Below are 24,201 nucleotides of genomic sequence, written 5' to 3'. Positions count from 1 at the left end.
AACCTGCTAGCGCTATAAGTTTAGCGTTAGCAGAGGTCCTTCCACCTTTTATCTTTTACCTTTCGCTTTCCATCATCTTTTCATCGTATTTATCTATTTGCTAACAATTCTCATTTAAAGTTCTATACTCATTAATTCTATTATCTGCAGGAAGCAATTAATGAGAATTTGTATAACAGTTATTCTATTATTTTATAGCTCGTTAAATTATTCGCAAGGGACAAAGATAATCGTATGGGATAGTCTATGGAATAACCAGACAACCATTATGATGGATTATTTGAAGCGGGCGTTACAATTAACAGAAGCGGAATATGGCGATTATGAACTAATAAAGTCGATTGAAATGGAGCAGGGACGGTCGCTACTTGAAATCGCTAAATTAAAAAATTCAAAACTTGATATTGCCGGTTATGGCGCCACCAAGGAGCGAGAAGAAATCGCTATTCCTATTCGCATTCCTATGCTTAATGGTTTGATGGGTTACAGGATCTGTTTGATTAAAGAAGGTCATCAAGGCCTGTTTGATGGCATTAAAAATAAACAACAGTTAATTGAAAGGAATATTATCATCGGCCAACATAAAGACTGGCCAGACACTGATATTTTACGCGCTAATCAGTTACCTGTTCATACAACCTATAAAAAAGAGCTTTTATTTCAACAACTCATACGAGATCGTTTTAATTGTTTCAGTCGAGGAACAAGTGAGATTAATGCGGAGTATTTAGCCTATCAAGATCAGGGCATTGTCATTGAGGATTCATTATTAATCTATTATCCACTGCCTCTGTTTTTCTTTGTTAATAAATCTCGACCACTTTTAGCGCAACGTTTACAGCTAGGATTAGAACGGTTAATTGAGTCAGGTGAGTTCGAATCTATCTTTAACCAGAATTTTGCATCTGTTATTAATGAATTGAGATTAACCGATCGCGTTATTATGGATTTGAATAATCCTACTTTGTCTGAGGAAACTATCAAAGCAACAGCTAGCTCGACTGTATTATTTAGAAGCCAATATTTTAGAAAAGATCTGGGATTGATAGATATGACGGGGCAATAGAAAAGAAACTATCGTAGTGTTTAAAGGCGATAAAATAGTTTCTATTTTTTTAGGTTTAGAGCGTGAGTGGAAATCATTAACTTTTAATATGAGGGTTATTTTTTATTAATTCTTTAAACTGCTCTAACAGCGCTAAACTTTGTTTATCTTGTCGACCATCTTTATGCAGATAAGCGCCAATAGTGGCTCTATTAAAGCACTCTTGCATTTGTAATGGCACAATATCAAAGGTTTCAAAATAGGCTTTCATATTCACCGGATAAGGCAATATGGCATCACTGGTTTGTAATAAATCGATCGCCGTTAAAAATGAATTGGTGGTGTAGGTGACCTTTTCTTGCAAGTAATGGCGCTTGTAAAAAGAGCTACGCTCAGGGGTTGGTTGTTGTAAATGTGCATAACGTTTTTTCGATGAACCTAAGTCTACCGAGGGAAAACGTGCCGTATCTTCATTACTACAAACAATCTCTAATAGTGGATGTCCTTTTCTCACGTAAACTTCTTCATGACTGCTAAAAAGCGGGTAGAAAAGAATATCTTCATACTGTGCTAAGCCGACAATTTCATGGCCGACAAAAATACTCAGCTCATTAGTCAGTAATAGGTTCATCAGTTGTAGATGATCTCCAACATCTACGGTGATATTGGTGTGAGGATAAGTATCTCGGAAATCTTTCACGCAATCTCTAATAAATAGGTGCCACCATGCATCACCACAGCCTATTTTCAATTCAGCTTGATGTCTTAACTTATTATTTTCTAATTTGATCAAGGTGTTGTCGTATAAATGTTGCATTAATTTAGCTTGCTCAAAAAGTAACTCACCACCCTTAGTCAGTGTGATGCCTTTTGAGTTACGATTAAACAACTTACAATCCAGCTTCTCCTCCAGTTTTTGCATATTATGGCTTAAAGTAGGTTGGCTTAAACAAAGTTGGTTAGCCGCTTGAGTAACATTTTTTGCTTTAGCTACTTCAATAAATTGCAACATTAATTTGAACATAATTGATTGATCTCGCTGTTATTAGAAAAACTAAGTGTCTGAATTATTATTTCATTCACAAACTACAAAAAATGAGTTTAACAACATCTTGTTAAACTCATCAAAAAGCTTAACCATTATAGTTTATAAATGGCAAAGCCAAATGCAGGCAGTGTTAATGTCTCTGCCATTTGGTAGGGGGTGTTATTATAAATATCTAATACTTTTCTACCAGAAAGAGATTCCGAAAGTTTTAGCTGGGAAGGTTTATTGCTGTTATTCATCACAATAACAATCTTTTCATCATCATCTTCCTTTTGAAAAATGACACTATTTTGTTTTTCATCAACTAACAACCATGACATGTTGTGAGATCTTAATGCGACGTGTTTTTTACGCAGTTTAATGATGTTTTTTATGTGCGCTTTCATGTCTAAATCATGTTGCGTTTCATCCCAAACCATACATTTACGGTTAAGTGGATCTTCGCCGCCATCTAATCCAATTTCACCTCCGTAATAAATACAAGGAGAGCCAGTTTGAGTGAATTGAAATAGGTAGGCTAATTTAGCTTTGTCTTTATTCGCCGAGCACTTGTTGATAAGACGAGGCGTATCATGGCTATCTAACAATAAAAACGATACTTCATTAACATTGATCGGGTAGTTAACATGAAGTTCATTAATCAAAGACGTAAACTGTTGAGCATTTAACGTATCAGTAGCGAAAAAACCTAAAATAGCATCGGTAAGAGGGTAATTCATCACCGCATCAAATTGATCCCCTTTTAACCAGTTCATAGAATCATGCCAAATCTCTCCTAGGATATAGATCTCAGGTTTGATTGCTTTCAATTCGTCACGGAAAAGTCGCCAGAATCTTTGATCAACTTCATTGGCTACGTCTAATCGCCAGGCATCAATATCAAAGTTACGAACCCAATAACGACCGACTTCTAATAAATATTCTATGACTTCTGGATTTTCTGTATTCAGTTTTGGCATATATTCAGAAAATGAAAAGGCACGATAGTTAAGCATTTCTTTACTGTGACGTTTGCGTTTAGATTCGTTAATTAATGGAAACTGTTCAATATAAAACCAATCGACATACTTTGAGTCTTTGCCATATTCAAGCACATCCTGCCACTGTTTCGAGCTTGAACCAATATGATTAAAAACGGCGTCAAACATGACTTTTATTGAGCGTTTATGAGCCTCTTCAATTAACACTTTTATTGTCTTTTCATCACCAAAGGCCGGGTCAACTTTAAAATAGTCAGTGGTATCATATTTATGATTACTTTCCCCCTCAGTGATAGGAGTTAGATAAATACCGGTAATACCGATATCTTGAATATAATCTAGGTGATCAATAATGCCCTGTATATCACCCCCAAAGAAACTTTTGCTTTTAGGATCCTGCGATCCCCAGGGTAGGGTATTTTCTGGCGAAATATCGGGATTACCATTAGCAAAACGCTCAGGAAAGATTTGATACCAAATGGTGTTTTTAACCCAGGATGGCGCTGTGAATACATCCGTCGGATTGATATAAGGGAAACCATAAAAGTTGTACAGTTGCGATAACGCAGGATCATCCTCGCGGCTCGTTATGGGTACAACCTGTTTTTCTCCAAATAATAAAAGTTCGTCATCTTTACCCTCAAGAATAAAAGCATATCGAGCGCGGTAAAATTGTGGGCGAGCTTCGCAAAACCAATAATCAAAAAGCTCTGTTTCACATTCTTTTTGCATTAATATATTTTCAGCACCGCTCCATCCTTTTGCATTTTCTGCATTTAGGTTACCACCGCCACCTCCATCGGACCAATCGTAAGGGTCGCCTATACGAAGTGTGGCATTGTTTATTTCACCCTTCGCTGGTTCGTATACGTAAGTGAAGCGTTTCCTTATTATATGCGTATGAGTAACTAGAATGAGAACGGTGATAAATAGTCGCTTTTGTTATCATTTTTTTGAACCTTAATAATGTATTGCTTCAACATATATCTTTAAATGTGTAAGTGATTAATCGTGAATTAACGTTTTATTTCGTTGTAAACCAGTAATAATTTCTGCACCTCTGCCTGTGTGAAGTTAAGGTTTTTACTGTTTTCATATTGCCAAAGTGGCTCAATCTGTACTGACTCTTCTGATGGCAAAGCTCTCATAGCGACAATACGATTTTGATTTTTATCGGAAATAAAAAACAGGTAGGGCTGAGGCGCATTGAGTAATGCGCTGTAAAGTGATGAGGGTGTATAAACGGCATTGACCGCTTTAACATCCTCACTATCAAAAAAATCTTGAGCTGTGGTTATGACTGATAATGCGACCTGTTGAAGTTGCTCGTAGCTACTTTCAACATGACGCATTTTGCAATTAGGTGGCACCTCACGGTCAATCAATGCCTTTAAGGATTGATATTGTGCTGAGACATCCACTAATGGTAATTGTCGGTAACTTTTTTCAAAGGCATTTACAGTGTCAAAAAGTGATGGGTTATTGACACACTGTTTAAACTGCTGTTGCTCGCTGATAAAATCAGAGTAAGCAAATTGTTGTTTTGGTAAGTTATTGTAAACAATAATAAACCCGACGATAAATATCATCACTGCGACAGCAATATGAAACATATAATCGTGAATACGTTGTAATTGACCTTTAAATCTCAAAACTTTTTCCTTATATAAACCGGCTTAGTTATTTGCTTGTTGTGAGGTTATATTTAATGGACTCTTCGGTTTCAGAATCAAAAAAGTGAAGTTTGGTATTATCAATCACTAATGTAATTTTCTCGTCAATGTCCACTTCTCTTTCGCCCGTGCCTAAGGTGCCAACAAACATATTCTGAGGTCGCGCCTCGAAGAAAACGTTGACGCTATCGCCTAGGTATTCAACATTCATTGCAGTTGTTTCAAAGCAAGAATCTGGGAAGGCTTGTTCATATTTTTTACCTGAACGGATAGCACTTGAACGGGCGCCTAAGAAAATTGATTTACCGTCATATCCGGCATCATCAAGAATGGCGCGATCTGAATCGCACACAGAAATACTGAAAGCGGGGCAACTGAACTTGCCATTTTTATAATTACCTTCAATAAGGTTCATTGAAGGCATACCAATAAAGGTGGCAACAAAACAGTTTTTAGGGTTGGTAAATAGCTCTTTAGGTGTTCCGATTTGTTGAATTTTACCCATCGACATTAATACAATGCGGTCGGCCATGGTCATGGCTTCTACTTGGTCATGAGTAACATAAATCGTAATAGCGCCTTTATTACGATGCATACGTGATATTTCAGTACGTGTTGTGGTACGAAGTTTGGCATCTAAATTACTGAGTGGCTCATCCATCAAATATAGTTTAGGCGTTCTCACCATGGCTCTACCAAGTGCAACACGTTGTCGTTGACCGCCAGAAAGTTCTTTGGGTTTACGTTCAAGGTATTGTGTTAAAAATAGATCTTCAGATATGCCATCAACCTGTTTTTTTACGGTACTTGCTGGGTAGTTTCGAAGTTTTAAACCATAACCAATGTTTTCACGCACTGACATATGTGGGTACAGCGCATAACTTTGAAATACCATGGCAATATCACGGTCTTTAGAGCTCACATTATTTACCACTTCACCATCAAGAATGAACTCACCTTCGGTGATATCTTCTAAGCCCGCAATCATGCGTAGGGTGGTTGATTTACCACATCCAGAAGGCCCTACTAGTACAATAAACTCACCCTCTTCAATGTCGAGGTTAAAATCTCGCACTGAACAGTGATCTGAGTTAGGGTATTTTTTATTAATATTTTTTAAAGAAATCTTGCTCATTATCCTTTCACTCCACCTGACGTTAATCCGCCAACAATATAATTTTGAAATTTGTAGAAAACTAAAACAGGCGGGATTGCGGCTAACACTGCGCCCGCCGCAAATACGTTATAATTTGAATCTTTGATATCGTTAATTAATCCCATCAAACCAACTGCTAAGGTTTTTGATTCACTGCTCATGCTGGCAATCAGGAATTTTGGCATGATGATGTCGCCAATTGGCCCGAGGAAACAGAAGATGGCAATCACCACAATCATAGGTTTAACAAGGGGAAGTAATATTTCTAAAAATATTTGTAATTGAGTCGCCCCATCAATCTTTGCTGATTCATCTAAATCACGTGGAATTGAATCGTAGTAGCCTTTCATCAGTAGGGTATTCATGGTGGTGCCCATAGCGGTATAAATAAGCATCATAAAGATGTAAGTATAAAGCGTGGCATTTTCTGAGCTGTAGATACCTATTGAGCTAGCCATAGCGTAAAGCGCAATTAATCCACTGCCTGAGGGTACAATTTGTATTAACAATAATGACATTAAGGCTGTTTTTCGTGATTGATAACGATAACGCGAATAAACAAAACCAGAAATCACCACGATAACCGTTGAAAGTACCATTGTCGTAATCGACAAAATAAAGGTGTTGAAGTACCAACTTCCGTATGCGGTATTGCTAAATAATTGTTTAAAATTTTCCGTCCAACTAAAGTTCTCTGGAAAGAATGACGTTGAATAGAGTGAGTTACTGACATTAAAGGCGCTCATTATTGTCACTAATATTGGATAAATAATGATAATCGCCATAGTGATAAGAAAAAGGTAACTCATGATTGTTCCCAGGTTGCGGGTAACAATATTTTGTTTTAAAGATTTTGATGTGCTCATTACATGACCTCTTCGTTTTTAAAGGCACCCGCTTTAAGCCAGGTGTAAAGGACAATTGCGCCAACAAAGGTGCTCGCTATTAAGGTATAAACGGTCGCTTCACTATATTTTGCATCCATCATTAAACGGAAGCCGAGAGAAGAAATGGTATCTAGGGGTTTATACACAGCGCCCACTGTTTGTATGGTTGCTTCCCCTAACATGTATACAATGGTGACGTTGTTAAAATTGAAGGTAAATTGCGTGATAAACACTGGGGCGACACTAATTAATATTAGCGGTAATGTAATATCAAAGAAGTTAGTCCAGGCATTACCGCCATCAATGCTACTTGCTTCGTAAAGGTCATCAGGAATGGTTTGTAATACACCAGTGACTAAGATGAATACGTAAGGAAAACCAAGCCAAGCTTGAATTAAAATGATGGTAATTTTGGCGTAATCTGCATTCAGGAAAAATCCGATTGCTGTTGCTACATCATATTCATTACCTGTAAAGAAAGGGATGACCATAGTATTCATGCCACCTACTTTTGAGAAAAATAGTTGGAAAACTAATATGGTTAAGAATGCTGGTACTGCCCAAGGAAGAATATAAACAGTTCGAAAGAATTTTTTGCCTTTGATTTTTTTATTATTAGCAACAACCGCTAAGACTGTGCCTAACACTATGGTTAATGCCGAGGCACAAAAGGTCCAGGTCATTGTCCAGCTTAATGTATCCCAGAACCCTGAGGCTAATCGTTCATTAGTAAAAAGGCGTTCAAAATTCGAGAAACCTTTCCATTCGAGTAAAAATGCCGGTGGCAGGATAGGGCGTTTATAGTTTGTAAATGCCACTGCAATAGAGACTATTGCTGGTAAAAAAGAGAATACAAACAGCAAAATAAATTTTGGTGCGGTAATAATGTTGGGCACTATTTCATGGGATAAGCCCCTTACTTTTTCTGTAAAAGTAATGGCATATCCATTTACATCTATTTGACGTTTAACGTCTTTGGCGTCGCGCGCAAAGGCATAATGCAAGGCTACAAACAATAAAAGCATGATTGCACCAAAGGTGGAGCCAACCATGATAAGAAAAGAATCATCTACAAAACGTTCTAAACCAATGGTTAATTTTCCATTAGCTTGCTCAACGAATAATAAACGGAAATTAGGCAGAATAAATTGGATATAAACGAGTATCTCTAAAGCGAGAAGTGAAAATCCAAATAATGTTTCTCGTAATCGGCGTAGCATCATGTGCCCACTACCCGGTATTAGCATCGAGATCCAGAAAACAAAACGTTGACTCATTGTTAACCCACTTTTAATAAATATAATTTAAACTATTGTTTAATAAGAGTTGTGAATTCAGACACGTGATCAATATCAGTGAGTTCACGTGTCTGAGGTAAAATTAAGTGCTCTATCAAAGCACTTAACAGAGGTTACATTTCTTCAATATCCATTTTGATATTGTCAACGGCGCCTTCTAATGCACCTTTTACATCTTGTCCCTGTGCAATTTGACCAAGTGCGGTTTTCATCGGGCCCCATACTTTTCCGAATTGTGGGATATTAGGCATAGGTAAACCTGCATTAGTCGCATCAAAAATGGCTTTATGGACTGAGCCTTCAGCATAATTTACAGAAAGGTTTGGTGAGATTTCACGTGTCATGTCATACCATTTATTGGCATATTCTGGTGTCGCTAAAAATTCAAGAAAGGCCTTAGCACCATCTTTATTACTACTGTAACCATTAATAGCGATACCTTTTGTACCGGTTAATGCTTGGTATGTATGACTACCATCCCAGCTTGGAATTGGCGCAAGCACCAACATTGATACCTGCTTTTTCAATATCAGCGATTGCCCAAGGGCCATTGATAATTGCGTTTATTTTTCCTTCGGTGAAGTTTTTCATCATGATGTCATAAGCAACGGTATCGTCTTGCATCAGTGTCCAATGCTCAACACCACTGCTGTATAAGTCTTTTGCTCGCAAAGCCGGCTTTGATTGCACCTGCATTAGCTAAACCAATATCGGCAGGGTTATTATCTTTAAAGATGTAACCTTGGTTTGCCATGAAAAGACCACCGGTAAAATAAAAGTCAGTGAATTTGGCGACCCAGTCAGATGCTGGAAGTTCTTTTAATGTTTTTGGCTGGCGTTTTAAGTTTGTCTTTGTTATAAAGGAACAGTGTTGTATCAGTCGACATTGGAAGCATGTAGGTTTTGCCATCGTAACCAGCTGACTCTGTTGCTGTCTCTGTATAACCTGAAATTGTAAAGTTAGTTGGTTCAATTAAACGCTGATTAGCGAGATCACCAATGCGATCATTAGGGACCATAAATAGGTCGGCAATATTACCTTTCTGGGTTGGTAAAGCGTCTAATAGGTCAAACATTTTAGTAGTGGTAACTTCTACTTTAAAATCTTTTCCTTGATTGAATTTGTCTGCTAGCTCTGTGAAATATGGGATATATGCTTTTTCCACACCAACGACCACATTGTCTGCCGCCATTGCACCATGTGAACAAAGTAGCGCAATTGAAGTGGCCATCGTTATTTTCTTAATCATGTTGACTCCTAGTAGGATTAAAATAGTTAAAGGGCAAATACCTTGCTGAATAGGGCTAGACAACAAGGTGATACGGTTAAAATGGGTCTTAAAAATAATGCGACGGATAAGCGCTAGACCAAGATTAATTGGTCGCCATGATATGCCAGCGAAAAGATGGGTTGAAATATGGATTATTCTGATAAGCCATAGATAAAATGCATTTCATTGTGAAAATGCGTTATCTAGCGCGTGAATAATGCTGGCATGTTGATTTTTGTATGGTTATAAAATGTGAGCTTGTCGCTAAAAAATTATGTGTTTTTTAGTGGCGTAATTGTTCTTAATATTTTTCTATTTTATTTCATAAAATTCATATTAAAAAAATTAAAGAGAGCTTTGTCACGATATTCGAATGTGCTTTTTTTGCTCAATGCGGGTAGTTAAGAATATTTTTTGTTTTAGTTAACGCTTTATCTATTAGCCATGCATTTTTTCTATGGATGTCGTGGATAAATTGTATTTCCTGCTTGCTGATGACCCTCCTATTATAACCACCAATTAAGGACACCTGATTACTTTCATACGTATTCTTAATTAAAAAAGTAAATGGAAGCTAAATAGAGCAAGGTTATCTTCCGAAGCCTTTTCTTCCAGATACGATTTTTAAAATGGTTTATCACGGGTTTGGGTACCGCCCTTAACTCAAACTCGTGATAACGATTAATTAGCTAAAGAAGTTGCATTTTAGACGTTTTTTTAAATGCATTTATAAGAAAAAACATGGAAAGGAATTAAAAATGAAAATGAATAAATATAATTTATTAGCTGTGGCGGTTTCTACTGCTTTATTTTCTGGCTCAGTATTAGCTGAAAAAGCAACAGATGTATTAAAAGATGGCTGGGAAGTGCATGGCTATGGCTCAATGAATTTACGTATGCTTGATGGTGAATCAGTGGATACTGAATTTGGTAAGCCTGATTACAAAACAGCGGAACCACACGGCAAAAGTACTAACCAAATTGAATTCACAATCAAAAAACATACTGAGCATCAAAATGGTGTGTGGTCTAATTTTGTTGTCAGATCAGAGTTTGGTAATGGTAATTCTTATGCTTATTCATCTTCAGGTGGCCAAAAGCAAAATACAGACTCTCAGTTTGAAATAAAAGAAGGTTTTGTAGAAATTGGTGGCTTTTCTTTCCTAGGTGAAGATACGTCTATTTGGGCTGGTCAACGCTTTTTAAATCGTTCTGCAGGCATTTTATCGGGTGAGTTTTGGAAACAATCATCGGGTGTTGGTGCCGGTATTCAAACAAAATTAGCAGGTAATACAGCAGGTTTTGCCATTGTAACAGCCGATCCTGATGCTGGTTCAACCTCTCCAGGTGTTGAGCGTACAACCCTGACATCTTATGATTTTTATTATTATGGTGTGGATGCAGGTATTGGTAGTTTAGACTTTGACTTTAAATATATGAAGCAAGCAAATGTTGAAGATGACAATGGTTTTGGTGCTTCTATGACTTTAAATTCTAGTTATTATGGCCTAGATGGTTGGACGCAAACAGCAATTGCTTACGGTAAAGGCACGGCACAAAATCGAGGTGTTAACTTCGGTGGCTGGGCTGGTGGTAATGATAATGCAGAGTCTATTTTCCTAACTTCTTACGGTGTATTAAATATCTCTGAAAATTGGCAAATGGGTTCAGAGTTCACTTATTTTGTCGCTTTAGATGAATTATTTACTGCTTCTGGCTTAGTTCGTTATATTGCTCGCAGTACGCCCATCTTACAAAGTAAACGATAATCTTCGCCTTGAAGCTACTGCTTCATATGGGCATGAAGAAGGTGACGAAGGTTACTGGGGACGCTCTGGTGATGCTCTTGAAAGTGACATCTTTAACGCTGAAATAGCAGTTGCTTTCACGGTTAATGCTGATTACTTTGGCCGTCCACAAATCAAACCTTATATCAGCTATATTTCTGCGGATGATAAAGCGAGTGCAAGTCAAATCGGTATTGAAGATGCAACATCAGAGACGATTGTTGGTGTACATGCTGAAATTTGGTTCTAAATAATAATTATTTTTCGCTAATAAAAAAGGCAGTCTTTAAGGTCGCCTTAATGTGTTTTAAAGGAGTATCAATGTGAACATAAAGAATAGTTTAACAGCTTTATTAACTGCTATTTTATTAAGTGCATGCTCTTCTGTGGAATTGCCATCAAAATCAATTTCTTCGATAGATACCTCTGAGGTATGTTGTGACCATTTTTCTCAATTTCCCTGGATACAGCTTGAGAGTGAAGAAGACATTGAATTTAAATTAGCGACTGATTCACCTATTGGACGATTTAGCGATGGTGATAGTTATTTTAGTGCATTTAAATTTTCACCTCGCTCTATGAAAGTATCCTTAGGCCTTTCTAGTTTTATGAGCAATCACTCTGTGCTTGCGCCCAAGCTAGTTACTCTTAATCATGATTTTGAAGTGGTCAGAAGTATCAACCTAGATGAATTTAGCATTGCCACCTCTAGCGCTTTTACCGCTAGTCAATTTCAATTAAACATTGAACTTGATGCCTCTAAAACGCCTTATTTTATTATTTATACACCTGAATCATATTTAGGGAAAACAATTAAAGTGAAACATCCGGCTAGGGTAAGAGCTGAAGAATTTAGTGAAGTGATGCCAATGGTGACTGATCCATCATATATCTATGGGCGTTTTGGTTCGTTGAAATTAAATATAAAAACGCTTTCATTAAAAGCACAGCAATTGAAGACTGCACTTGGTAGCAAAGCAATATTATTACCAACATCCCCTCAAACAATAGATACACCTGTCCTGCCAGAAACTGAACTTTTTTATAAACAGTCAATGACTGATGCAATCAAAAATAAAGAGTTTGATAAAGCATTAAGTTTATTAGAAGAGGCAAAAAAAGTAGGCGTAAAGGATGCTCAAAGCATTTTTATTAAAGCATTAGAAACCACTAACAAATAAACCATCGCAGGAGAAAATTGTGAATAAATGTAATCTCAAATATAAATTGTTACATAAAAAATACCTTGCCCCTATTGCTACATTATTTTTATCAGCTTGCATGAGCATTGATGTCGCAGATACTTCTGACTCGAAAGAATCAATGATTCCTTATGCATGTAATGCATCTATTACTTCCAAAGTTGATGATTTGCGAATGTATCAGGTGATGGTTGAAAGTTTTGTGAACGGTGATGAAAATATTGGCTATGGCACCGGATATGGAACCAGCCATCATCAAGGTGATTTGCAAGGCATTATTGATTCACTGGAATATATTCAATCTTTAGGTGTAAATGCTATTTGGCTTACCCCCATATTTGATTCAGTGCCTATTGCAGGACAAGATCATTGGGCAGATAGACTCGATGCGACAGGCTATTATGCCAGTAACTATTTTGCAATTGATCCACGTTTCGGAACGATGGAAAAAGCAAAGGAGTTAGTGGATGAAGCACATAAACGTGGCTTATATGTTTTTTTTGATGGGGTATTTGGCCATCATAAAGATAATATTGTGGCTTCTCCTCAAGGTAATTTACCACAGGGGAAAGTAACCCGGTTAGCTATCCAGAAAGTATGGCATTTTATAAAGAAGTGGCAACTTATTGGATTACAGAGTTAAAAATTGACGGTTGGCGTTTAGATCAAGCTTATCAAGTGCCAACTGATGCATGGACAGAATTACGAAAAAGTGTAGATGTCGCTTCTAAATCGGTTACCTACATTAATGAAAATGGTGAAGAAGTTAATCCGCTTGGCTACATGGTCGCGGAAATTTGGAATAACGAAAACTATATTAATAAAACGGGTTATGGCTCAGCAGAGAATCCGGCGTTATGCTCTGCTTTCGATTTTCCTGTCCGCAGTCGAATTGTTGAAACCTTTGCTGTTAACGAAAATGGACATGGCAATAAAGGTGGTGAATGGCTAGATGAAGGCATGTCATTACATAGCCTTTACCCTGACCATGCACAGCCGAATTTAATGCTTGGTAATCATGATTTAGTGCGCTTTGGTGATTTACTGCAACGTGGCAATATTACTGATGTGGAAGAGGCTGAATACTGGCAACGCCATAAAGCGAGACTTTCTTTCCAAGCCGCTTATAGCGGACCTATTACTTTGTATTATGGCGATGAAATTGGCGATCAGGTAGAGAATTTCTCTGAAAAAGCACCTAGTTCAAGCTGTGCAGTTAATGGACTATGTGATGACCATGTCGCTCGTTCAAGTGCAAAAATAGAAGGTGTTAGCATTGATTTAAATGATCTTAGCGCCTCGCAAATTGATCTAAAAAAATATGTGTCTCAATTAATGACCTTACGTGCGCAGTATCCTGCTTTATCTCAAGGGAAGCGCGTAAATATAATGGCAAATAAAGACGTGTATGTGGATCATAAACAGTCTGGTAATGATGTTTTATTGTATATGGTTAGCACCCAATCTGAGTATGGTGAAATCGTCATAAATGCATCAAGTGCAGGTTCAGAGGGGGATTTAGTTGATTTAATAACAGGTGAATCCTTTTCAATAAATGCAGGGCAATATTTAATTCCATTAAATGCTTTTGAAGCTAAATTCTTGAAAATTGAATCACCTTCTTTAGTGGCTGTAAAACAAAAGAATAATACTATGGCCATCGCTGGATCTGGTTTTATGGCACAGTGTGATAACCCAACTGTCGAACAAAAAGGACCTATCGATAAGACCATCTATGTGGTTGGTGATTTTCCGGATGCCAATTGGAAGCATATAGATAAACGTGCTTTTGAATATAAAGGAGATAATACTTATCAAGTAGTAGTTGATGAAGATGCAGGTAGTTATCGAATGCAATATGCAAGTAAATCTTGGTCACCGCAGTTTACTGCTGATGGTTTGGTGGTGAAACCGGGCACTGAAAATACACTAATTAGCGGAGGTTACGGAAAGGATACGGTCGCTATGTTACCTGAAGCGGGTAAATATGTTTGGAGTTTAAAGTTCTCCGGTGCTGGTTTACCTGAAAAAGTGATGGTCTCTCGTTGTCCTTAACACACTGCTATTGTTAATTTTCTATTAATAAAAGAAACTAAAATATCCATTTAAACTAGGATATCCTGTGGCAGGGATATCCTATTATCAAACTTTCCATACTTCCTTTATAAATCTACTTCATATTGATTGTGCTTATACCAATTCCACTAAATAAGTGATCAATTTTACTGGTTAAAAAAAGCTATTTTCGCGTTGGAAGTCTTGTAAAGGGAATAACCATTAAAGGTGTAAATGCTTGCATTTACACCTAAGCAACTTCCGCCTTAAACTAGCTCCTTTTTCCTGCGTAATATTTGATCATTAAATTAACGGAATTGGTATTATTATCTGTGAACAGTAAAAAACATAGTATATTCGACTACTACTCTTTGTTTTATCTAAGAAAAAGTGATCTTCAACGCGAACTTATCCCTTTCCTATTCATTAATAATTTGTAAATAACAATTGCCTTTTTTGGTGCTTGATTAATAGGCATTTATTCAAGGTTTTAGAGGTAAACCTGTTTATTCGATCAACTCAAAATAGCTTTTTATTGACAGATTTCATCTCGTAAGTAGTTGTTTTAGATCTCTACTTATACAGAGTAATTTGTTTTTTCTATGAATAATGCATCAAAAAAGCATTTCATACTCTGTGCTTGACTACCTAATATCGTGCTTCGTTTTACTGCGTTTTTTGTATGAATCTCGCTCGTTTAGATTAATGCCTTACTTTCAATCATTAATTCAATGTCGAGCAAATTTATCTTTATTATTAAAAACAGGAATCAAAATGGAATTTAAATTCAAAAAAATAGCCCGTTTTAGTGTACCTCTATTTGTCGCCACAATACTGTTCGCTTGTGATACTAGTGAATTAAAAACTACTTCAGACTCTGATGAGGTTCTTGAGCCAAGTCCCATTGAATCAAACCCAGAAGTAAGCAATATAGCTACGCTTAATTACCTGCGCAAAGATGCTAACTATGATGGTTGGGGGTTACATATTTGGAATGATGACCCAAATTGTGATGGCGCGACTGATAGTGCGGTCACGGATTGGGATAATCCTTTATTGGCAATCAGTGAGGGTGAGAATGGTGGCGTTTATGATATTCCATTAAAGCCTGGTGCGACCTGTGTGACTTATATTATGCATAAAGGCGGTGAAAAAGAGCCAGGAGGAGATCGCCAATGGGATATGCAATCATTAGGTAAAAATGTTTACCTTGTTCAGGGTAAAGCAGATCTTTCTATGACACCAAGTGCCTTGTCTGTATATGAAGGAACAAAAGGTGTCTTAATTGATGCTACAAGTATCGCTTGGCAGGTAGGGAGCGCAGACTCTTACGAAATGCATTACCTAGAAAATGGCGGTTTTGAAATAAATGATAATACTGGAGTCATTACTTCTGAAACAATTGCCATCCCTCTTATTGAAGATGCTCTCACTGATGTCGCTAAGCGTTATAGTGATTATGCAGGTTTTACTTTTTCATTGCCTGAAGGCATTTCGATAGATACTTTAGTTAATGGCCAGTTAGTATTGGTGGCTAAAAATGCGCAAGGGCAAGTATTTGATGCGACAGGCGTTCAACTTGCTCCTGGATTAGATGCTGTATATGCCATCTCAGAAGGTGCGCAAAATGAAGCATTAGGTGCAATTGTCTCTGGCAATGGTGCCTCTTTTAAATTATGGGCGCCGACGGCAAAAAATGTTTCGCTTTATCTTTATGATGATAATTTGAACATGATACCAGGTGCTGTATTGCCAATGCGACGTAAAGCAAATGGTACTTGGGAAACGGAGCAAATGGTTGCTGATGCACTTGGCAAATATTATCGCTACGAAGTGACGGTTTATCATTCGGCCCTTGATAGCGTTGAAACGTTACAAGTCACCGACCCTTACTCTTTGAGCTTATCTAGCAATAGTTTGTATTCTCAAGTAGTAGATTTATCAATTGAGGCAAAGCCTGTTGATTGGGATACACATATTATTCCTACTGTGAATAATCCTGAAGCGCAGGTGATTTATGAAACACATCTTCGTGATTTAAGTTCTGCACCCGGTGATGGTGGAACAGATGAGTTAGATGGTAAATATATGGCCATTACAGAAACTGAGCGTGAAAGTGTTAAGCAATTAACATCACTTGTCGCAAATGGTTTAAATGTTATTCACTTAATGAATGTATTTGATATTGCAACGGTTAATGAAGATCCTGCATTAAGAGTGGAATTGAATGATACAGTGGCAAAACTTTGTAAATTAAATGCAAGTGCTAACATATGTGATACAGGTGTTGGTCAATCAACAATACGCGAAGTACTCGAAGGTTATGGCCCACAGTCTGCTGATGCGCAAGCTTTAATGAACGATTTACGCATGTTGGATAGTTTCAACTGGGGGTATGATCCTTTCCACTACACCACACCTGAGGGCAGTTACGCAACAAATGCTAAAGGCACTATCCGTATTGAAGAGTTTCGCACGCTTATAATGAAACTACATGAAATGGGTTATCGCGTTATTATGGATGTTGTATATAACCATACTAATTCGGCTGGTATAGATGATAAATCTGTGTTGGATAAAATTGTCCCTGGGTATTACCAGCGCTTAAATGCCTCTGGTTATATTGAAACATCAACCTGTTGTTCAAATACTGCTACAGAAAATGTCATGATGGGTAAATTAATGACTGACTCTTTGGTGACATGGGCAAAAGATTATAAAGTTGATGGTTTCCGTTTTGATTTAATGGGCCATCAGCCTAAACAACTTATGCTCGATTCATTAGTCATGCCGTTAAATTAGTTGATGAAGATACCTATTTCTACGGAGAAGGTTGGAACTTTGGTGAAGTACAAGATGACGCATTATTTGTACAGGCAACACAAGCTAATATGGCAGGCACTGAAATAGGTACTTTTTCAGACCGAATGCGTGATGCTGTTCGTGGAGGTGGTCCTTTTGATGGAGGAGATACATTACGTATTAACCAAGGTTTTGCAAATGCGGGTGTTTGGAATGCACAGCAAACTAATGAAACAGAATCTATCAATAAGCTAAGAGTCGATACAGATCTAATCCGTTTAGGCATGGCGGGTAACTTAGCTAACTTTGTTTTATTAGATCAAGCAGGTGAGACTAAACGAGGCCAAGATATTGACTATAATGGTCAAAAAGCGGGTTACACGCTAGATCCACAAGAAAATATTTCCTATGTGTCTAAGCACGATAATCAGACTCTTTGGGACAATAATATGTACAAGGTTGCCTCTCAAGTAACACCAGAGCAACGTGCTCAAATGCAAATATTGGCATTAAGCACGAATATGCTCGGACAAGGCATTCCTTTCCTGCATATGGGCTCTGAATTATTACGTTCGAAATCAATGCAACGTGATAGTTACGACTCTGGTGATTGGTTTAATATCGTCAATTACGATATGAGTGATAATAATTGGAATGTTGGTTTGCCAAGGGAAGATAAAGATGGCGCTAATTGGCCATTAATTAAAACCATTATTAGTGACGTCAATGCACAGCCTAGCTCTGCAGATATTGAATGGACAAATACGCGTTTTAAAGAGCTTTTAAACATTCGTACCAGTTCGCCTTTGTTCAGCCTTGAAACTGAAGCAGAGGTAAAAGAAAGAGTTGATTTTCGTAATACAGGCGTTGATTCTATTGCTGGTTTAATTGTCATGACGATTGATGATGGTATTTCTGCTGGCGAAGATTTAGACCCTGCTATTGATGCCATTGTCACGATAATCAATGCCACTAATGAGCAAATAGTATTTCCTATAAATGGGGCGACGGGGTTTACATTACATCCAACATTAGTTGATGGAACGGCCTCTTTTAGTGGAAATGAGTTTACTGTTCCAGCCTTAACCTCTGCTGTATTTGTGAAAAATCAAACTGCTATACAAGGGACTGGCTTAGCGGTTGATCATAGTACAAAAGAGCTTTCTTCTATTCCTCCCTTTGCTGATGTAATTCCGCACGTACGTGGTGATATGAATGGCTGGGGAGATACAAATGCGATGACCTTCGTTGGAGATGGCGTCTATAACACAACAATCAACTTAGATGCTGGCACTTATCAGTTTAAAGTGGCCGATCCTACCTGGAGTACCATTAATTACGGTACGACAGAAATATTGGTGCTCGGTGAAACTTTAGCATTAGACGGGAGTGATAATATTTCACTGACATTAGCATCGGATTCAGTGGTTACTTTTAAGCTTGATGCTAACGACATCACGATGGCAACCTTAAAAGTAATGGCTACTGACGTTAACTGATAATATCAATCACCATAATATGTTTATATTTCATAATTAATGTTATTAACATACCAAGTGATTAAACCACTTGGTGTGTTAACAACAGCTTCATCATCAACTTCTTTTTTAATAGCGCTCGTGCCATAGGACTATCGATAGAAATATAATCTTTGCGTTGTATCACTTCACCACGCTGATAAATTTCATCGGGACCAACGATTTTAAAGCGCTTTTGTTCGCCCTGTTCATTTTCAATATCAACCCAAGCCCCAAAAAAGACTTTACCCTGTTGCTGTTTGCTTGGTTCGACAACCGTGAGTTGTTCTAAACGTTTATTTAAAAAGCGAATACGCGAATCAATTTGACGTAATAATCGTTTGTTCTCTTTGTAATCAGCATTTTCAGATTCTATCACCAAGGCTAGCGACCCAGGCCACTTTTTCAGTTATTTCTGGGCGGTATTCTTGCCATAAATAATTAAGTTCTTGTTTGAGCTTTTTAAAACCTGTTGGTGTGATTAAATTAGTACGCAAGTGGTTAAACCTTTAAATTCTGGCATTAAATATCAATTGAATAAGATTTTGAACTATTTTAAAAACTTTGTCTCTAAATTGTTAGTGTGATTTTTTTGAGGTTTACATGCAACATAAACGTACTTTCTATTTATTTTTGACCATGATGTCTGCTATTTTTTTAAATGGCTGTGATGATCAAGCAATGATGAAGGATGAAGCAATAAGTTTGTTGCAGACTGAAGTGGTATATTATGACTCAATGGTTTTACCAGAAGGAGCAATGCTTGAAGTAAGCTTGCACGATACCACTAAAGTTGATGCGCCTTTTATGGTTAGTCATGCCTCTAGAACGATAAAAAATAGTCCCCCATTTCTTATTCAGCTGGCTATACCTCATCATGTGATAAAAATAGACCATCATTATGATTTGCAAGCCTTGATTAAGGTCGATGGTGAAGTTTATTTTAATTCTAGATCTGTGGTTAACCCCTTCGAGTTTGGAGTCGTGTCTCCTATTACGCTAAGTGTAGAATTACTTCGTCATGAACATGATTAGTATTGATTTGTTTGTACTTTATATTGTTTTAAAAGTGGGGGCATAATTATAAACTCCTAGAGCATTTCTATATTTTAGCAATAAAGTATACTTACTAACTATTATACTTAATTAGATAGCATTTTATGCAATGTAGAAATAGTTGTGGTGCCTGTTGTATTGCACCTTCGATCAATACCCCTTTACCGGGAATGCCAAATGGAAAACCCGCAGGAGTAAAATGTTTACACTTGAGCGAAGATTATTTATGTAAAATATTTACTGATCCTGCAAGACCGAGCTTGTGTGATGAGTTTAAGGCTGGTATTGATGTTTGTGGTACTAATCGGCAGGAGGCATTACAATTAATTTCAATATTAGAAATAGAGACTTCCCCAAATTAGTGTTCTTTGAACGTTAACTATGGCTTCAGGGTAATAATTAGAATTAAAAAAGGAAACATAATCAAAGATCATGTTTCCTTTTTTACATTTTCTACATTTTCTAAGCCATCATTTTAGCTATTATTTTGGTAACAATACTTTATCAATAACGTGTATCACCCCGTTACTTGCTTTAACGTCAGCCATTACAACATGCGCATCATTGATCATGACTTTATCACCTACAACCTTAACCATTACATCTTGTCCTTGTACTGTGGTCGCATTAGTCATTTTAACAACATCAGTCTGCCATTACTTTGCCTGCCACGACATGATAGGTTAAAACTGCCACTAATTTATCTTTGTTTTCTGGTTTCAATAACATATCAACGGTGCCTTCTGGTAAGGTCGCAAAAGCGTCATCAGTTGGAGCGAAAACGGTAAATGGACCTTCCCCCTTGAGTGTTTCAACTAATCCGGTCGCTTTAACGGTCGCCACTAAAGTATTAAATGAACCATTTTCAGCGGCAACATCAACAATGTCTTTTTTCTCGCCGTGATGATTTGCGTATGAAGCAGGAATGAATGCAAAGCTAGCAACGACAATTGAAATAGTAGTAAGTAATTTTTTTAACATGATATTTCCCTTTTAATTATGATTCGTCAGTTTGTGTGTTCAAAAATAGATACGCGGGATAAATACATTAGGATCACTGACCTAGAAATAATTAAATCTGACCAGACTGTGTAGATTAAATTGAAAACTATCATGTTATGATGAAATACTTTTTTCTAAGAGCCTCTATCATGACTATCAATCAGACTAAAAATACTGCCCCAATGGCAACTAAAAAACCTTATATCCATGAAATTCATCAATGCCAACGCAAAGATGATTATTTTTGGTTACGTGATGATAAACGTGAAAACCCAGAGGTGTTGGATTATTTAAATCAAGAAAATGAGTACACTCAGGCTCAAATGTCGCCATTAAGCGAATTACAAGCAACACTTTATGATGAAATGGTTGCCCGTCAAGAGCCTGCACTTGAATCCGTCCCTTATTTTAAAAAAGGGTTTTGGTATATCTCACGCTTTGATGAAGGTAAAGACTTTAGTGTTTATAGTCGCTATCAAGGCACAGTAGATGGTCAGCAACAAACAACGGAAAGCGTTTTTTTAGATTGCAATCAACGTGCACAAGGGCATGCTTATTATGAGCTAGGTGATTTGACACTATCACCTAACTCTATGTTATTAGCTTATTCTGAGGATACTCTGAGCCGTCGCCAATATACATTACGTTTCAAAAATCTTGCAACAGGGCAAGACTTAGAGGATGTTATTGAAGATGTCTCCGCAGTAGTTTGGGCAAATGATAATAAGACCATATTTTATGTCAAAAAACACCCTGAAACCTTATTACCTTACCGGGTTTATCGACATTTTTTAGGTGATGATTTAGCGAATGATGTGTTGGTTTATGAAGAGCTAGATGATACTTTTTATGTCAACCTTTATAAAACACGCTCAGAGCAATATATTGTGATTTGTATTGATAGTACTCAAACCTCTGAGTGTTTATTATTGGATGCGAATACACCAGATGGGCAGTTTGTTTCTTTTTACCTCGTCAAAAAGATCACGAATACAGTATTGATCATCTGCAAGATACCTTTTATATCCGCACTAATAGCAGTGGTAAAAACTTTGCACTAAAAACCTCCTCTAAAGCCGTACATTCACATTATGATGATTGGCAAACTTTGATCGAATCACGCCCAGATACTTTATTAGAGGGTTATGAGTTACTTAATAATTGGATTATCGTAGAAGAACGTTTTGATGGCTTACCGCAAGCTACGACAAATCAATATTGCCTCTGGTGAGTCTAAAATCTTAACCTTTCAAGATCCTGTTTATACCGTTTTTAGTCATTATAATCCTGACCCGAAACACAGAGAAGTTTCGTTACCAATACACCTCTTTCACGACACCTTCCACTGTGTATGAATTGGATTTAAATACTGGTAAAACAGAGCTGTTAAAACAGACTCAAGTGATGGGCTTGTTTAACGATGTCGATGGCAAGCAAAAGCCTTTTAATAGTGAAAACTATCAGAGTGAGCGCGTTTGGGTAACTGCTCGAGATGGGGTGAAAGTACCTGTTTCACTGGTATACCATAAAGCGTTTTTTAATCATAATAATCCGTTATTGATTTATGCTTACGGCTCCTATGGTTACAGTATGGATATAGGTTTTAGCAGTGCGAATCTAAGTTTATTGGAGCGTGGCTTTGTTTATGCGGTTGCGCATATTCGTGGTGGCGAAGAACTTGGACGAGATTGGTATGAATCAGGAAAACTACTCAATAAAAAAAATACTTTTAACGATTTTATTGATGTTTCTAAAAGTTTAGTTGAGCAAAACTATGGCGATAAAGAACGTGTTTTTGCTATGGGAGGCAGTGCTGGTGGAATGCTTATGGGCGTGGTAATTAATCAAGCCCCTGAATTATATAAGGGGGTTGTGGCGACCGTTCCTTTTGTTGATATTGTTTCTACTATGCTTGATGAAAGCATTCCTTTAACCACTGGTGAGTATGATGAATGGGGGAATCCAAATGATAAAGTTTTCCATAATTATATGCTTTCCTACAGTCCTTATGATCAAGTGAAGGCGCAAAACTATCCAAATATGTTAGTGACAACTGGGTTACACGATTCTCAGGTGCAGTATTGGGAGCCAGCTAAATGGGTTGCGAAGTTAAGAGAAATGAAAACAGATAATAATCAACTACTTTTATATACTGATATGGAATCGGGACATGGAGGAAAATCAGGTCGCTTCCAACACTTCGAAGATACAGCTAGGGAGTTTGCGTTCTTGTTAGATTTAGCCCAAAAAGACTAATGACTAATCGCTTCGAGGCTAATGCGCGTTATTCCAGACACAAAAAAACGCTCATTTGAGCGTTTATCTTTTAACCTGAAATAGGATTAAAAATTAATTCTGAGCAGGTTGCTCTGTGCGTGGAGTGCGTTCATTTGCTTCACGTACTTTCAGAGAGCGATCTTGAAACTCTTTCTCATTTAATGCATTAATTGCTTTTTGTGCATCTTTCTCTGGCATTTCAACAAATCCGAATCCACGACGTTTACCTGTGTGTTTGTCTTTCATTAAACGAACAGAAAGTACTTTTCCTTGTTCAGCGAAAAGTGTACGAATTGCCATTTCGTTTGCACGGTAAGGTAAATTTCCCACGTAAAGCGTTGTTGTTACAAACTCACCTTCAGGTTCATTACTACCTTCTTCTGCAGGAGACGTTTTTCCTTTAGAAGTTGACTGAACTGCAAAGCCGGCGATGATAGCGCCAAGTGCAAATGCAACAGGTGACGGAATTGAGAAGGGTACAACATTTATAACGATAAAACCTACAATCGCAATGGCGATAACAAGCAAAATTGAAGTGTTTGACTTCATAATAAAATAACCTCAAAGGTAAATAGGGTAAATAGGGTAAATAAAGCGTTACTCATTAAACCTTTTTAGGATGCCCCTGTAGTTAACATCATTAACCAGTGTTTCTGTGCTGGCTCATGTGCCTACGTAATTAATCATCCTTAAAAAAGCTAATGTATTGTAAGCTAATTTCGCAAATTACGTTAATTTCTTTAACAAAATGAGAATTAAGTAGAGTAACAACTGTCCTATTTTGTGAATTAGGGCACGCTTGAAGAATAAGCAATCGATTTTTTATTATACTTAACTCTCGAATTGCTAACGAAAAAAAGCAGTTTGTTAAAGAAAAGTATTCAGTCTAAAAATTATTCTTAGTCTATTTATTTTTTTCTAATCAAATAAAAGAGTTACACAAGATAATGTTTGTTAGGTAATAAATAAAGGAAATAATTAACTTTTTGCTAGCTCAATTTGAATACTAAAATTAGCTCATTTTTATGAATTATTTTGTAATTTTTAAAGATGGTGATCTGACTACAAATTCGCTAGAATGCCGAGTCATTGTATACCCAAGCTTCTTGTTATGTATAGGTGGTTTAGGTATGTGTATCAACGCA

21 protein-coding genes and 3 pseudogenes are annotated in these 24,201 nt (G+C 37.1%); 11 read left to right on the top strand and 13 right to left on the bottom strand.

Annotated elements, in window-relative coordinates:
* Nucleotides 1–160: 160 nt before the first annotated feature.
* The gene (locus tag ACLKMH_RS21550) at nt 161–1,066 is read left to right on the top strand and encodes a hypothetical protein (protein ID WP_413699900.1); all 906 of its coding nucleotides are present in this window, start codon (nt 161–163) and stop codon (nt 1,064–1,066) included.
* Between the two features lie 76 nt (nt 1,067–1,142).
* Here ACLKMH_RS21550 and ACLKMH_RS21545 read toward each other — a convergent pair whose 3' ends face one another.
* The 10 genes from ACLKMH_RS21545 to ACLKMH_RS21500 form a co-directional block, all read right to left on the bottom strand.
* The gene (locus tag ACLKMH_RS21545; RefSeq protein WP_413699899.1) at nt 1,143–2,069 is read right to left on the bottom strand and encodes a LysR family transcriptional regulator; all 927 of its coding nucleotides are present in this window, start codon (nt 2,067–2,069) and stop codon (nt 1,143–1,145) included.
* Nucleotides 2,070–2,185: 116 nt separating this feature from the next.
* Nucleotides 2,186–3,919: an alpha amylase N-terminal ig-like domain-containing protein gene (locus ACLKMH_RS21540; RefSeq protein WP_413702434.1), complete on the bottom strand. Its 1,734-nt coding sequence runs from the start codon at nt 3,917–3,919 to the stop codon at nt 2,186–2,188.
* A gap of 1 nt (nt 3,920) precedes the next feature.
* Nucleotides 3,921–4,022, bottom strand: coding sequence for an alpha amylase N-terminal ig-like domain-containing protein (locus ACLKMH_RS21535; RefSeq protein ID WP_413699898.1), 102 nt, complete (start codon nt 4,020–4,022; stop codon nt 3,921–3,923).
* A gap of 67 nt (nt 4,023–4,089) precedes the next feature.
* A complete protein-coding gene (locus ACLKMH_RS21530) occupies nt 4,090–4,725 on the bottom strand; it encodes a hypothetical protein (RefSeq protein WP_413699897.1) in 636 nt (211 codons plus the stop codon).
* A gap of 28 nt (nt 4,726–4,753) precedes the next feature.
* Entirely contained in the window at nt 4,754–5,881 is a 1,128-nt protein-coding gene (locus ACLKMH_RS21525; RefSeq protein WP_413699896.1) for an ABC transporter ATP-binding protein, read from the bottom strand.
* Entirely contained in the window at nt 5,881–6,768 is an 888-nt protein-coding gene (locus ACLKMH_RS21520; protein ID WP_413699895.1) for a sugar ABC transporter permease, read from the bottom strand. The genes ACLKMH_RS21525 and ACLKMH_RS21520 overlap by 1 nt, the downstream gene beginning before the upstream one ends.
* A complete protein-coding gene (locus ACLKMH_RS21515; protein ID WP_413699894.1) occupies nt 6,768–8,066 on the bottom strand; it encodes an ABC transporter permease subunit in 1,299 nt (432 codons plus the stop codon). Before ACLKMH_RS21515 ends, ACLKMH_RS21520 begins: the two co-directional genes overlap by 1 nt.
* A gap of 134 nt (nt 8,067–8,200) precedes the next feature.
* Nucleotides 8,201–8,596, bottom strand: coding sequence for an extracellular solute-binding protein (locus ACLKMH_RS21510; RefSeq protein WP_413699893.1), 396 nt, complete (start codon nt 8,594–8,596; stop codon nt 8,201–8,203).
* Nucleotides 8,559–8,783 (bottom strand): hypothetical protein, encoded by a 225-nt coding sequence (locus ACLKMH_RS21505; protein WP_413699892.1) that lies wholly within the window; start codon nt 8,781–8,783, stop codon nt 8,559–8,561. Before ACLKMH_RS21505 ends, ACLKMH_RS21510 begins: the two co-directional genes overlap by 38 nt.
* Before the next feature lie 104 nt (nt 8,784–8,887).
* Entirely contained in the window at nt 8,888–9,337 is a 450-nt protein-coding gene (locus ACLKMH_RS21500) for an extracellular solute-binding protein (protein WP_413699891.1), read from the bottom strand.
* A 779-nt stretch (nt 9,338–10,116) separates the two neighbouring features.
* Between ACLKMH_RS21500 and ACLKMH_RS21495 the strand changes: the two genes are divergently transcribed.
* From ACLKMH_RS21495 to ACLKMH_RS21465, 7 genes are all read left to right on the top strand, one after another.
* A complete protein-coding gene (locus ACLKMH_RS21495; protein ID WP_413699890.1) occupies nt 10,117–11,127 on the top strand; it encodes a carbohydrate porin in 1,011 nt (336 codons plus the stop codon).
* Complete coding sequence (locus ACLKMH_RS21490) at nt 11,090–11,395, top strand: carbohydrate porin (protein WP_413699889.1); 306 nt, start codon at nt 11,090–11,092, stop codon at nt 11,393–11,395. Before ACLKMH_RS21495 ends, ACLKMH_RS21490 begins: the two co-directional genes overlap by 38 nt.
* Before the next feature lie 73 nt (nt 11,396–11,468).
* Nucleotides 11,469–12,326 carry a MalM family protein gene (locus ACLKMH_RS21485; protein ID WP_413699888.1) on the top strand — a complete coding sequence of 286 codons (858 nt, stop codon included), beginning with the start codon at nt 11,469–11,471 and terminating at the stop codon, nt 12,324–12,326.
* 19 nt (nt 12,327–12,345) lie between these two features.
* Nucleotides 12,346–12,990 (top strand): alpha-amylase family glycosyl hydrolase, encoded by a 645-nt coding sequence (locus tag ACLKMH_RS21480; RefSeq protein WP_413699887.1) that lies wholly within the window; start codon nt 12,346–12,348, stop codon nt 12,988–12,990.
* Entirely contained in the window at nt 12,945–14,402 is a 1,458-nt protein-coding gene (locus ACLKMH_RS21475) for an alpha-amylase family glycosyl hydrolase (protein ID WP_413699886.1), read from the top strand. Before ACLKMH_RS21480 ends, ACLKMH_RS21475 begins: the two co-directional genes overlap by 46 nt.
* 774 nt (nt 14,403–15,176) lie before the next feature.
* Nucleotides 15,177–17,204, top strand: a complete 2,028-nt coding sequence (locus tag ACLKMH_RS21470) for a pullulanase-associated domain-containing protein (RefSeq protein ID WP_413699885.1) — start codon at nt 15,177–15,179, stop codon at nt 17,202–17,204.
* Between the two features lie 89 nt (nt 17,205–17,293).
* Nucleotides 17,294–18,703, top strand: coding sequence for an alpha-1,6-glucosidase domain-containing protein (locus ACLKMH_RS21465; RefSeq protein ID WP_413699884.1), 1,410 nt, complete (start codon nt 17,294–17,296; stop codon nt 18,701–18,703).
* 23 nt (nt 18,704–18,726) lie between these two features.
* Here the strand turns inward: ACLKMH_RS21465 and greB are convergent.
* Nucleotides 18,727–19,218: pseudogene (gene greB, locus ACLKMH_RS21460) on the bottom strand (transcription elongation factor GreB).
* A gap of 106 nt (nt 19,219–19,324) precedes the next feature.
* Here greB and ACLKMH_RS21455 point away from each other — a divergent pair.
* Nucleotides 19,325–19,756: a YbaY family lipoprotein gene (locus ACLKMH_RS21455; protein ID WP_413699883.1), complete on the top strand. Its 432-nt coding sequence runs from the start codon at nt 19,325–19,327 to the stop codon at nt 19,754–19,756.
* Between the two features lie 125 nt (nt 19,757–19,881).
* Nucleotides 19,882–20,139 carry a YkgJ family cysteine cluster protein gene (locus tag ACLKMH_RS21450; RefSeq protein ID WP_413699882.1) on the top strand — a complete coding sequence of 86 codons (258 nt, stop codon included), beginning with the start codon at nt 19,882–19,884 and terminating at the stop codon, nt 20,137–20,139.
* Nucleotides 20,140–20,259: 120 nt separating this feature from the next.
* Here ACLKMH_RS21450 and ACLKMH_RS21445 read toward each other — a convergent pair.
* Nucleotides 20,260–20,758, bottom strand: a pseudogene (locus ACLKMH_RS21445) (fasciclin domain-containing protein).
* A 170-nt stretch (nt 20,759–20,928) separates the two neighbouring features.
* On the opposite strand from ACLKMH_RS21445, the pseudogene ACLKMH_RS21440 reads away from it, so the two are divergent.
* Nucleotides 20,929–23,035 (top strand): annotated as a pseudogene (locus ACLKMH_RS21440) (S9 family peptidase).
* Between the two features lie 93 nt (nt 23,036–23,128).
* Here ACLKMH_RS21440 and ACLKMH_RS21435 read toward each other — a convergent pair.
* Nucleotides 23,129–23,605: an RNA-binding protein gene (locus tag ACLKMH_RS21435; RefSeq protein ID WP_413699881.1), complete on the bottom strand. Its 477-nt coding sequence runs from the start codon at nt 23,603–23,605 to the stop codon at nt 23,129–23,131.
* Between the last annotated feature and the right edge of the window lie 596 nt (nt 23,606–24,201).

The sequence above is a fragment of the Psychromonas sp. KJ10-10 genome, from assembly GCF_047323245.1.
In the GTDB taxonomy this organism is placed as follows: domain Bacteria; phylum Pseudomonadota; class Gammaproteobacteria; order Enterobacterales; family Psychromonadaceae; genus Psychromonas.
This window is presented reverse-complemented; position numbering and strand designations above follow the sequence as displayed.